14 protein-coding genes are annotated in these 11,958 nt (G+C 43.9%); 9 read left to right on the top strand and 5 right to left on the bottom strand.

The genetic code is table 11. From position 1 onward, the window contains the following. Positions 1-18: 18 nt before the first annotated feature. The 3 genes from mobV to BIV16_RS13335 all read right to left on the bottom strand — a co-directional run bounded on the left by mobV (position 19) and on the right by BIV16_RS13335 (position 2,057). Positions 19-963 carry a MobV family relaxase gene (mobV, locus tag BIV16_RS13325; RefSeq protein ID WP_002575862.1) on the bottom strand — a complete coding sequence of 315 codons (945 nt, stop codon included), beginning with the start codon at positions 961-963 and terminating at the stop codon, positions 19-21. A gap of 173 nt (positions 964-1,136) precedes the next feature. Continuing rightward, positions 1,137-1,532, bottom strand: coding sequence for a replication initiator protein A (locus tag BIV16_RS13330; protein ID WP_002575861.1), 396 nt, complete (start codon positions 1,530-1,532; stop codon positions 1,137-1,139). A 111-nt stretch (positions 1,533-1,643) separates the two neighbouring features. Then, complete coding sequence (locus BIV16_RS13335) at positions 1,644-2,057, bottom strand: cysteine-rich VLP domain-containing protein (protein ID WP_002575860.1); 414 nt, start codon at positions 2,055-2,057, stop codon at positions 1,644-1,646. Positions 2,058-2,285: 228 nt separating this feature from the next. On the opposite strand from BIV16_RS13335, the gene BIV16_RS13340 reads away from it, so the two are divergent. Next, complete coding sequence (locus BIV16_RS13340; protein WP_075680194.1) at positions 2,286-2,549, top strand: hypothetical protein; 264 nt, start codon at positions 2,286-2,288, stop codon at positions 2,547-2,549. Positions 2,550-2,627: 78 nt separating this feature from the next. Next, on the top strand, positions 2,628-3,428 hold the full coding sequence (locus tag BIV16_RS13345) for a helix-turn-helix domain-containing protein (RefSeq protein WP_002575858.1): 801 nt from the start codon (positions 2,628-2,630) through the stop codon (positions 3,426-3,428). Between the two features lie 80 nt (positions 3,429-3,508). Here BIV16_RS13345 and BIV16_RS13350 read toward each other — a convergent pair whose 3' ends face one another. After that, on the bottom strand, positions 3,509-4,729 hold the full coding sequence (locus BIV16_RS13350; RefSeq protein ID WP_075680193.1) for an MFS transporter: 1,221 nt from the start codon (positions 4,727-4,729) through the stop codon (positions 3,509-3,511). A 1,272-nt stretch (positions 4,730-6,001) separates the two neighbouring features. On the opposite strand from BIV16_RS13350, the gene BIV16_RS13355 reads away from it, so the two are divergent. The 7 genes from BIV16_RS13355 to BIV16_RS13385 all read left to right on the top strand — a co-directional run bounded on the left by BIV16_RS13355 (position 6,002) and on the right by BIV16_RS13385 (position 11,453). Then, positions 6,002-6,355 (top strand): hypothetical protein, encoded by a 354-nt coding sequence (locus tag BIV16_RS13355; protein ID WP_159435929.1) that lies wholly within the window; start codon positions 6,002-6,004, stop codon positions 6,353-6,355. A 7-nt stretch (positions 6,356-6,362) separates the two neighbouring features. Further along, positions 6,363-7,382 carry an ATP-binding cassette domain-containing protein gene (locus BIV16_RS13360; RefSeq protein ID WP_075680190.1) on the top strand — a complete coding sequence of 340 codons (1,020 nt, stop codon included), beginning with the start codon at positions 6,363-6,365 and terminating at the stop codon, positions 7,380-7,382. A 254-nt stretch (positions 7,383-7,636) separates the two neighbouring features. Then, positions 7,637-7,855: a helix-turn-helix transcriptional regulator gene (locus BIV16_RS13365; RefSeq protein ID WP_075680286.1), complete on the top strand. Its 219-nt coding sequence runs from the start codon at positions 7,637-7,639 to the stop codon at positions 7,853-7,855. Beyond that, positions 7,852-8,658 carry a DUF3169 family protein gene (locus BIV16_RS13370; RefSeq protein ID WP_075680189.1) on the top strand — a complete coding sequence of 269 codons (807 nt, stop codon included), beginning with the start codon at positions 7,852-7,854 and terminating at the stop codon, positions 8,656-8,658. Before BIV16_RS13365 ends, BIV16_RS13370 begins: the two co-directional genes overlap by 4 nt. A 218-nt stretch (positions 8,659-8,876) precedes the next feature. Beyond that, positions 8,877-9,701 carry a CPBP family intramembrane glutamic endopeptidase gene (locus tag BIV16_RS13375; protein ID WP_075680188.1) on the top strand — a complete coding sequence of 275 codons (825 nt, stop codon included), beginning with the start codon at positions 8,877-8,879 and terminating at the stop codon, positions 9,699-9,701. 124 nt (positions 9,702-9,825) lie between these two features. Then, positions 9,826-10,590, top strand: a complete 765-nt coding sequence (locus BIV16_RS13380; protein ID WP_075680187.1) for a prolipoprotein diacylglyceryl transferase — start codon at positions 9,826-9,828, stop codon at positions 10,588-10,590. A 23-nt stretch (positions 10,591-10,613) separates the two neighbouring features. Next, positions 10,614-11,453: a DMT family transporter gene (locus tag BIV16_RS13385; protein WP_075680186.1), complete on the top strand. Its 840-nt coding sequence runs from the start codon at positions 10,614-10,616 to the stop codon at positions 11,451-11,453. Between the two features lies 1 nt (position 11,454). Here BIV16_RS13385 and BIV16_RS13390 read toward each other — a convergent pair whose 3' ends face one another. After that, entirely contained in the window at positions 11,455-11,901 is a 447-nt protein-coding gene (locus tag BIV16_RS13390) for a metallophosphoesterase family protein (RefSeq protein WP_075680185.1), read from the bottom strand. Positions 11,902-11,958 lie beyond the last annotated feature (57 nt).

Consider the following 11,958-nt stretch of genomic DNA (forward strand, 5'->3'; position numbering starts at 1 on the left):
CTGATATTACTTATAAGATCACCTTTCCTTTCCATGCTGCCGCTGTTGCCGTTTCAGTTCCGCTAAAATCTCCGGCGGGATACGGTCAACCAGCCGCCGCATATCGTCCAGTTCGCTTTTTAACTTCGCCCGTTCCATCGTGTCATTCATCTTGCCTTTTTCGCTGGCCTTTGCCCTGACTTCCAGCTTTTCATTTTCCGCTAACAAGTCATTGATTGTGACCTTGTATTTTTTCAGTTGCCCGGAGAAGTTCTCCATCTGCGGAAACCACTTTTTCAGCATGGAGAGGGCTTCCTCTTTCTTCTTTCCGGCGTTCAGCGGGGTAATGCCGGAGAGAACCGCTTCAATGGCCCTCGCCTGTTTGGAGAGGTTGACCGCCTGTTTGAACAGCCGGGTGGGGATATGCTTCCGGCCCGTCTTGCTGGCGCTTTCCCCACGCTCCAGGTCGGGGTACTGCTCCACCATACAGGCGTGAAAATCGTCCTGCCACTTCGTCAGATTGGCCCGGTTGCCGATAATTTCTTTGGCGCACAGGCGGTTGTCCTTTGTCAGCGGCACAAAGACCAAGTGCAGATGGGGCGTTTTTTCATCCATGTGTACCATAGCCGAAACGATGTTCTCCCGGCCCACCCGGTCAATGAGGAAGTCCGCCGCCCTCTGGAAGTAGGCCGCTATCTCCTTTGGGGACTTGCCCTTGAAAAACTCCGGGCTGGCGGTAATCAGCGTGTCCACAAACCGAGTGCTGTCCTTGCGGGTGCGGCATCTGGCCTGCTCGATGCGGCTCTGAATGAAATGGTAGTAGCGGCCATCCGGCTTGACGATGTGGAAATTGTACTTGCTCCGGCTGGTGTCAATGTCCGGGTTGCTGGCGTACTGCTCCTTTTTCCGTTCATGGTGGGCTTCCAGCGGCCCCGCCGGGTGGCCCTTGTGCTTCTCAAATCGCAAAATTGCGTGTTGTGCCATTGAACTCCTTTCCCCATTCCATTCCTTTCCGGCGGGTTTTCCCGCCGAAAATATCTCTGATAGGATTGGAATGGAATGAATGTAAATAGATGGTTTTAATCTCTGTATTTCTATATACCGTCAGATTTCCGTACTTCAAGAGGATTGATTTTCGTACTCGCCAAGTACGGTTTTCAGCCCTCCGGCGTACCATAACCGGATTTCTTGAAGTCGGTGTTTGGAACCGCTTCATAGGATTTCGGGTAAATGCGGTTGGGTTTTCCACAGCCCTGTTTCTGGATTTCCACCAGCCCCGCATACTGCAACTCCCGCAGGGTGTTGACCGCTTTCTGCCGCCCGCAGCGGAGCAAAGCGACCACCTCGCAGATGGGGTAGTACAGGTAGACCCGCCCGTACTCGTCCGCCCAGCCGTTCTTCCGGGACAACTCCGCCCGGCGCAGGACAAAGGCATACAGCACCTTCGCTTCGTTGCTCAAGGGCTGGAATGTGGGTGCTTCAAAAAGGAAATTGGGGAGCCGGGTGAAACTGAACGCCTTTTCCGGCTGGTGAATATAAATCGTGTTTGTCATAGCGTGTTTTGTGGACGGTTAGAGGCCCGTTTTCCGGGGCGAATGATAAATGATACCAGCCGCCCCGGTTGAGGGCTTGCGGAGCCTTGCAAATCAAGGCTTTTCCCGCTCTTAACTGTCCACAGCAGACCTCCTTTTCCGTTCACTTTCTGTTTTCTGCCGCCTGTGAACTCTGGCGGCGCAGTCCGGGCAGTATTTGCCCCGGTTGGACTTCGGGACGAACACACCGCCGCACTCCGCACAGCGTTTCAAGTCCCTGTCCCGGTAAATCTCCGCTTCCAGCGTCCTGTCCAGCGGCAAGACCGCCCAGCGGAACCACTTGCAGCAGACGGAGAACGAAATCATCTGCGGACAGGCGCAGGTGTCGCCATCGTCCAGCGCAAGGCAGTTTCCGTCCTCGCAGTTGCAGCACTCCCGGCGTATCAGGCCGCTGGCTCGTCTCTTCTGGGGCGGGGTTATGCGGTAGGGGGAGCCGTCCGGCCTGTGTTCCAGCGGCGGCAGGTGTTGATAGGGTCTTTTGCTCATGCGTCCCTCCGTTTTCTTTGGCGTGTTCTGTTTCCAAGGTGCTTGTCCATCGATGAACTATCCCAAGTCTACACCTTTTTGACCGCCTGTGCCGTATATCCAAGAGGTAGGAAATCAGCCTGAAAAACTCCCTATTTCCACGCTCTCGGATTTGTGATATAATCAAAAAAAGATAAAAGACAAATTCAGGTTTCTGGTCTTCTTGCACAAAATAAAGGAGGAGCTATTATGCAAATTGTTTATATTCCAAGCGAATCAATGTCTGTTCAAGGTAAAAAAGATGAAATCTATAAAAGTTATGGGAAAGACTGGAATATTAGAGAACAGGGAGGAGGTAACGGAAATTGGTTGTTGACCAGAAAAAGTGATGTGCTTGTAGATGGAAAAAGTTATCGTACTTTTGTACTTGAACACTACGGTAAATCCAAGCTGACAGCGAAGCTTGTTGATAAATTTCGTGAAGATGTAGCAAATGGTAAAATAAAACTGTAAATGCCTATGCCGTTATGCTATGAGCATAGTACATAGCATAACGGCTTCTCTTTCGTTGAGCTAGCAAGGAGGGTGAATATGTCTTTATCCATACAAGAGCGATTAAAAGACCTACGTGTGGAGCGTGGCTTGACGCTGGGGCAGCTTGCGGAGCAGACCGGGCTTTCCAAGTCTGCGCTGGGCAGTTACGAAACGGAAGACTTCAAGGACATCAGCCACTATGCCCTTATCCGGCTGGCGAAGTTTTACGGTGTGACCGCTGATTATCTGCTGGGGCTGTCTGAAATGAAAAATCACCCAAACGCCGATCTTGCAGACCTGCGTTTGAGTGATGAAATGATTGACCTGCTGAAAAGCGGGAGGATAGACAATACCCTGCTGTGTGAGCTGGCGGCGCACCCGGATTTCCCCCGGCTGATGGCTGACCTTGAAATCTATGTGAACGGAACGGCACTGAAACAGGCGCAGGGTGCAAACGCCATAGTGGACACGATGAGCGCAACTGTTATAAAAAAGCATAATCCTGGCATGAGTGATACGCAGTTAAGACAGCTTATCACCGCCCATATTGATGAGGACGAGTTTTGCCGCTATGTGATACAACGGGACATAAACGGGATTGCCCTTGCTCTGCGGGAAACACACAAGGACGATTTTTTCAGCGTCCCAGAGGATAACCCGCTAAAAGAAATGCTGGAAACTGCTGGTGAAATCGTCAGCCAGGACAGCGACACGGAACAAGCGTACTTGGCGTTTATCTGCAAACGGCTCAAGCTGAATTTTAGGAAGCTGTCAGTAGAAGAACGGAAGTGGCTGAAAAAGATTGCGGAAAAATCCGACTTGCTGAAGAATCCAAAACCGCAGAGAGGACGAAGATAAAAAATGCCTGAACGGCGGTTCTGGTTTTTCAGAACCACCATCCAGGCATTTTGTTTAGTAATAGAAAAAGGTGCAGTTGATTATTGCGTATTGTCAATCTCTCTCAAACCGGGTAGTAAAAATACGGCAAGCGCAACGATGATAATGCCAATTCCGCAAATGACAAACCATTTCTCAACTCCCAGCCGCTCCGCCAGAGGCCCGGAAATGACAAGGCCAAACGGCATGGCGAGGGAAGCGGCGCTTGTCAGTAGAGAAAAAACTCTCCCCAGATATTCTGGTTTGACCGTTTCTTGAAAAATCGCATTTTGCACACCGTAAAATGGAGCGGAAATTCCCATAACAGTACAGCACACAACAAAGACAAGAAATGCGTCTGGCGGCAAAAGCCCGGAGAGCATAATGCTAACGCCCATCAGGAGAACGGAAAGACCGATGGTGTACCGCCGTTTCTTAAAACCGCCCCAAATGCTCAGAATGACTCCGCCAAGCAGCATACCAACCGCAAAAGCAATTTCAGCGGCAGAGGCATGGGCCGGTGTTCCTTTGAAGTATGACATACAGATGAGAGGAAAAAGCGTACTGATTGGCATATAAAAGAACATATAAATTACACCAATCCAGAGCAGAGCAAAGAGGCCCCTGTTTTGCTTTAATACCACATACCCCTCTTTCATATCCTGTAAAAACTGTTGTCTTTTCGTTTCTGGACATAGTTCAGGCGTTGGTATGGACGAAATCGCAACAGTCACACAGGCAAGGATTGCACCCACAATATCTAACAATATAATTGCATTAAGAGGCCAAACAGCATATAAAAACGCTGCGGCAGCTGGACTGATAATCGCACTTACTGCTTGCATGGTCTGCGTGTAACCAGCGCATTTTGTAAGTTCCTCTTTTGGCACAATCATAGGTGTTGCTGCGCTGAATGCTGGAGAATGAAAAGCAGTTCCCGCACTTCGGATTAACAGGACAACCATAATAGACCATACGGGCAATTCCATGTAAAACGCCACCAGCGCCAGAATACCGCCAGCGGCGGCAATTATCAAATCCGCACCAATCATTACGCTTTTACGGCTGTGCCGGTCAACAAAAGCACCTGCAAACGGGCCTAAACAGGCTTGCGGCAAAAATCCAATCAGTGTTGCCGCCGTCAATATGATTGCAGAATTAGTTTTCGCAACCAAATAAAAGATAATGGCCATTTGCAAAATACCGCTGCTAATAAAGGATATTGCTTGTCCGGCAAGAAGTGTAAAATAAGTTTTTCTCCATGAATTGTTGTTTTGGGTCATAATGCGAACCTCCTTTTTTATTGCATTGTTCCTTTGTTTCTGCAATAAAAAGCAGGCGTTGTCCCACAGAGAGGGCAGACGCCTGCATAACAACAAAGCACGAAAAAACACCACGATACAGTTCAAAGACTGCTCGTGTCAAACCTACGTGTTCCTTTGCATACGCACGCAAAAAAAGCCCACCATCATGTGGAAAGGTACTTCTACTTTTTATTGCTTATTAGCGTACTCAAATTAACACACGTAAGCCTCCTTCCAATCTCAAACTGTAGCACAGTATAACACACATCCGATAGACTTGTCAACCATTTTTAACCTTGTTTTCCATCTTGTTTTTCCATCTCTTACGGGCAGTAGCAAAGCCAGGCGAGCCAGTCAACGGTCAAGATGAACGGCGCTTTCAGCGCCGCCGTTGACAGTCTCGCCCGTCTTTGCTACTGGGTAATCAAGGCGGGAAAGCCATTTTAGGGCTTTCCCGCCCATTTCAATTTTGGGAGAAGAAAGGCCCCAAAATGAACGAGTGCGGCCAAACACTTTTAGGGATTGGCCACCTTGTCCACCCATCCAGCGGGGCGGCGGGGAACGGTCAAGGCCGGGCGTCAGCCCATTCATTTCAGCCTTGACGGTTTCCTGCCGTCCTGCTACTTTTCCCGGAGTGTGGCCACACATCTGGTCACGGTGTCCAGAGCTTTGGGACTTTTTGTCCCATAGGCCGGGGGCGGAGGACGAGGGACGGGGGCTTTCATAATACGCCCTGTCTGCTGCTGAAATCAGCCCTTTGTTTCCGGCTTACCAGCCCCAAACAAAGCCCTGCTTTCCTGCCGCGTCAAATGCCCTTGCCCTCCCCGGCGGCAACGGTATTTTCAGGGCAACGCCGACAGAGCGTATAACACACTACACTTTGCTCCGCAAAGTCGTGTGCCAAATGGGGCGCTGCCCCCTTTGGAAACCCCCGCAACAAACAGGTGCTATGCACCCAGCCGGGAGCATAGCGCCGTTTGTTGTCAGCAGCCCGTTTCACGGTCTGCGTGTAGTTCCTTGTAAACTGACCTAACTCAAACGAAAGATATTTTTTAAAAGAATTCCAAGAAAAGATTACTTATGAGAACTTAGAAGAGGAAATAAAGATTTGCAAATATCTTAATGAAAATGGGATAACGACTTCTTCGTTTATTTGCAACCGTGAGGGTAAATACATATCGAGTTTTAGAGATAGATACATTCATTCATGTACAGAAACATATCATAGGTAATTCCTACAACATGTTTGAAATGCCTAATGATTTAATGATCAAATCAGCAAGATTGTTAGGAAGAATAAATAAAGTGTTAAGCGGATATAAAATTGATAGATATCATTTTGGAGATAAATGGCTGAAAGAATGGTCCAATGAAAAGGAGATTGAAAAACTCAAGAAGTTGCTAGATGAAAGAAGTGCAGAAATAGACACAAATTCTACGATATATAAGCAGATTTGTGAAGATTTTGAATTTAAAATTAATAGGTTAAAAATGATGGATGGTTATGCAGAGCGTTTTTTGGGAACATATAAATGCAGTAGTCATGAAGGATGCGTCCTTAGAGCAGTCAGAGGCAAGCAATTCTTGCTACGCAGCAAGAAGTAATATATATGTGAATTATCTGGATATAAAGGCAAAAAAGAACGAATTTGCTGCAAAAGAATTTTTGAAACAAAAAGAAGGATATTTATTGAGAAGTATCAAGAGGATGTTTCAATTAAAATTTTATCTATCTTCTACACAATTGATTGTAAGTTCGTTGTTTCAGATTGGTGGTTTTATTATAGGTGGACTTGCCGTTATGGCCGGGAAAATTACGCTGGGCGTATTTTATTATCTTCTACAATATTTTTCAATGATGCTAAATACGGTCGAAGAATTTTTGAATATTGGAACAAATTATCAGAGCTATAAAGCTTCGATGACAAGGTTAGGAGAAGTGCTGGGAATTGAAAAAGAATCGAATGGAGAAATAAAACTCGAACATATAGATCAAATTGAATTGAAAAATATTAATTATTGCTATGAGAAGGAAGATGGGAATCTATATTCAGAAAATATCAACATGCTTTTTGAATCAGGTAAACTTTATAATATTCTAGGTGAGAACGGTGTTGGTAAGACAACACTTATTTTAATGATGCTCGGAATCTATAAAGACGGAAATCAGAAAGGAAGTATCCTCTACAATGGAATAGAATGTGGAAAGATAGATATGAATTTTGTACGCAAAAATAAGATATCTATTATGATGCAAAATAATATTTCGTTTGAAGGAACCGTAGAGGAGTATATAAAATCAAGTCTTTCGGAAGAAGAATATAAGAAAGAATTGAAAAACGATAGATACGAGGAAGTGTTTTTTAATGCGCAATTCAACTTATTAGATATTTTGAAAAAGAAATTTGATTGTCTTTCTGGAGGAGAAAAACAATTAGTGAATTTATTTGTATGTCTGGCGAAACATGCTTCTGTATTTTTTCTTGATGAGCCAACAGCAAATATTTATTCAGGTCTTAAAGAGGGGATTCTTTCTCTGCTACAATGTAAGGCAAAAGAAAACAAGATAATAATTATGATAACTCACGGTAAGGACATGGTTTCAAAAAGTGTCTCTTATGTTGTTCAATAAAAGGGTAGAAAAAAAAGAAGGAATACATCATTAAGCAATATATACAATGTACTTTATGATGTATTCCTTCTTTTTTCGTATTTATTTGCAAAGTTTTCAGAAGTCAACACAATATTTTTATAAAAGATGAAAAATACTCTTGACAACTATCCTTGTCATCTATATACTAAGTCCTATAAGAGATGACAAGAAAACTTGTCAGAATGACAAGAATGGTTTTCGTAAAGACAAAATCGAAGAAAGGATGTGGTGAAATGCCATTATATAATCACCTGAAGGAATATCGAGCCAAAATCAATGTCAATCAGCAGGAAATGGGAAAACTGGTTGGCGTGTCGCGGCAGACCATCAGTCAGATTGAACGAGGCGATTATTCGCCATCGGTCACACTTGCATTAAAAATCGCACAGGTTTTTCAAGTGAAGGTAGAAGATATATTCAGTTATGTAGAAGATGAGGAGGAAGAACAATGAGCCAGAATAAGACAGATGAGATAAAGAAAGAGGATTCCAAGGCAGGTAAAATATTTGCCATTGTGATTGTGATTTCCGGAATTCTAGGCGGAATTGGAGGAGGACTTTCCAGTCACCTTTCGGAGAGCGGAAGCGCGAATGGATTTTTCCATGCATGTCAGACTGCTTTCTATGCAATAGCACCGTTTGCAAGTCTTGCGATAAATGTTGTTGTGCTGATTTACACATCCATTGTATTAGGAAAAAGCAAAAAAGCCTTCCGTATGTGGGATGGAGAAGCGGAAGATGTCATCGAGAAGATTGAGTATCACTTATCCATTGTATTAACGTTGTTATCTGTAAACATGGTGTGTGGCTATTTCTTCTTTGGCATTGGAATTATTGCAACGGATTTCGATGATCCATACAATGTGCTGTCATTCGTCCGGTTCGCAGCGACATTTTTCGGACTCATTATGACATTGATTGTGACGGTGATTGGACAAAAAGAGACGGTTAATTTTGAAAAAATCATGAACCCGGAGAAAAAAGGCAGCGTCTACGATATGCGTTTTGCAAAAAAATGGGAAGAAAGCTGTGACGAGGCAGAACGGCTTGCCATTTACAAGGCAGCCTATACTGCATACAAATGGACCAATACCTTTATGGTTTTCCTGTGGCTATTCTGCCTGATTGGCATGATGAACTGGAATTTCGGGGCAGTACCGCTTGTTGTGATTTTTATGACACAGATGGTATCTACACTTTCCTACTGCATTAAGAGTATCCAGCTGGCAAAAAATCCGGGCGGAAATGACAAATAAAGCATGGAGTCGGAAAATTGCTGAATGTAACTAAGAAATAAGGTATCAAGCCGGGAAAATGCAGGATACAATTAACAAATAAAGCATTCAGTGTGGGAAAGGACAGGAAGAACGAATAAATATAACTACAAACATAGTTGATAAAAAGATTTTTTCCTACGGTTCTAAAATGTTAGGTATCTAAAATAAAATGAAAAATAGAAAAGGAGTAGTTAGTTATGAAGAATTTTTTTGTGGCACTTGGGAAGGCGATATTATACTTCCTCGTTTATTTCGGATTGCAGATGGCAGTCTCAATCGCATTCAGTATGTTTTATTCAATCAGCATGTACGCAAGGCTTGCAGCAACCGGTGATGTGACAGACACGGCGGAGATTACCAGGATGATTACAGAAAAAATCCTGGAACAGTCGATGACAATGACGCTGATTTCCGGCATCCTGGCACTTCTTACGTACTGGATTGTGTTCCTGATTCGCAAGAAAAAATTTGCGCAGGAAGTAAAGCTTCGCAAGATTCCGGCAAAGGGAATTTTAGCAGTTCTTCTTATGGGTATTACCTTTAACATTGTGATTTCTACACTGCTTGCAACGATTCCGTTTCCGGATGCCTGGATGGAGACTTATCAGCAGAATTCCAGTGTTTTAACTGGTGGAAATGAGATAATTTCCTTTCTTGCAACTGTTTTTATGGCACCTGTTTTAGAGGAAATTGTATTCCGTGGTCTGATTTATGATCGCCTGAAAAAAGGAATGCCGGCGGTTGTGGCTGCTATTATTTCCTCCCTTGCGTTTGGACTCATGCATGGAACCATTATCTGGATGATGTACGCATTTGTGCTTGGAGTTGTTCTGGTAATCGTATTTGAACGTTTCCATTCCCTTCTTGCAAATATGTTCTTGCATTTTGGATTTAATCTTACCGGAATGTGCTTAAATCATGCACAAGGAATGTCTGAAGTGGCAGGATGGATTCTGACAGGAGTTTGTGTGATTGGTTTTATCGCATCCATCGTCTGGATGGTTCGTATGACAAAAGAATAAGCAAAAATTGGCTGGCACGTTTTTAAAGTGTCAGCTATTTTTTCATAGAAAAATATGTTATCATGGATATATTCTATGAAAAAAGAAACGGAACTGCGGATTCGCAGTTGGAAAGGTTGAAGATATGCATAACGATATACAGATTGGACCAATTACCATACACATGTACGGAGTCATGATTGCAATTGGACTTGTCATGGCGCTGTTTGTTTCGGAGAAGCGAGCAGAGAAACGTGGATTGAACGATAACGACATGATTTTCCACTTATTTTTAGGTGCCATCATAGGAGGAGCACTGGGTACGAGAATCCTTTATTATCTGGTCAGTATTCCGGAGATTTTAAAAGATCCGTCCATTCTTTGGAATTTCTCAAACGGGTATGTGGTATACGGCGGAATCATCGGCGGAATCCTTGTCTGCATGGTTTGCTGTAAAATGAAAAAAGTAAATTTTCTGACCTATTTTGACCTTATTATGCCTCAGGTTGCGCTGGCACAGGGATTTGGTCGCATCGGCTGCTTTTTTGCAGGCTGCTGTTATGGAAGAGAGACAACATCCCGTTTTTCGATTGAATATTGGAATTCCAACCTTGCACCAAACGGAGTGAAACTCATTCCGACACAGTTGATGTCAAGTGCAGGTGATTTTGTAATATTTGCCCTTTTACTGCTCTTTGCGCGGAAAAATACGACAAAAGGAAGAGTGGGAGCCCTTTACTTAATTCTTTATAGTATCGGTCGTTTCATTATCGAAATGTTCCGTGATGACTACCGTGGAAGTGTCGGAGCACTTTCGACCTCCCAGTTTATCTCGATTGGAATGTTTATCATTGGACTTGTTCTGTTTTTCTGGAAGAGAAAAGCAGTGCAGGTACAGGAAAATTTGTAGTCATAAGAAAAGAGGTAAGTGACGTGACTACACAACAAAAGGGGATTCTTTATACGATACTTTCCGCAGTCTGTTTTTCCACAGGCGGACTGCTGATAAAATTAAATACCTGGTCATCCATGACCATCTGTGGACTCCGTTCTATCTGGGCGTTTTTGATTTTTCTGATTTACATGATTGTAACGAAGCACCCGGTTCGCTTTAACGGAAAGGTTTTGATTGGCGTGCTTGCAAATACGCTGATGAGCATTAGCTTTATCATGGCAAATAAGATGACAACCGCAGCAAATGCCATTATCCTGCAGTTTACGCTGCCAATCGATATTATGCTGTTGATGTGGATTTTTGCAAAAAAGAAACCGGATAAAGTGTCGGTGATTTCCGCATCAATTTCTTTTCTTGGAATTCTGTTTTTCTTTCTGGAAAGTCTTTCAACCGGTGGGATGGCAGGAAATATCTTAGCGATTGCTTCGGGATTTTTCTATGCAATCGTATTTTTGATAAAGAAGATTCCAGGAGCGGATTTTGAATCATCCGCATTGATTTCTTTTGCGCTCAATTTTGTGATTGGGATTCCATTTTATCTGCAGGAAACCAATTTTGGCGCCGTGAATGTCAGCACTGGAATATTACAGGGCGTGGTGCAGATTGGACTCGCCTATATGTTTTTAAATGCTGCCCTTGACAAGGTGCCGCCAGTGGGAGCGTCCCTTCTTTCCATGATTGAACCAATTTTAAATCCGATTCTGGTTGCGGTATTTTATGGAGAGACGATTGGACCAGTCAGTCTGGTTGGGGCGGTCATTGTGCTTTCGTCTGCGCTTTATTATAATTGTGCCAGCACGTCGATAGAGAAAAGTTAACTCAAAGAATGACTCTGCGAATTTCGTAAGAGTCTTTTTTTAATTCTAAAATCGCAAGGCTGTTGGAATCATAGCGCGCCTGCGCAGCACTGCCAGGGTTTAAGAAAACTTTTTCAAAACGGTCATAGCAGGTATATTGGTGCGTATGCCCGAAAATAAGAAAGTCTGCGTCTGTTAAGTCGAAAGGAAAATCCGCTTTCTGGTGAGCCACGTAAAAGGTGCGTCCGCCAAGTTCAATAGATAAAAAAGTTGGCAGGGACTTGGCCCACTCACCGTAATCACAGTTGCCACGGACGAAGGAGCATGGAATAGAGAGTGCCTGAAACTTTTCATAACAGGATTTGGTGTTAATGTCACCGGCATGGATGATGTGGTCGCAAGCGTTTAGCTCCTGCAGCCAATCCTCACGGAAAATGCCATGTGTGTCTGATAAGATACCGATTTTCATAAAATAGAAAGTCCTTTCTTAAAAATTTATAGTTATTATAACATAGGGAGGATGGTT

Source organism: Roseburia sp. 831b (assembly GCF_001940165.2).
Classification (GTDB): domain Bacteria; phylum Bacillota; class Clostridia; order Lachnospirales; family Lachnospiraceae; genus Roseburia.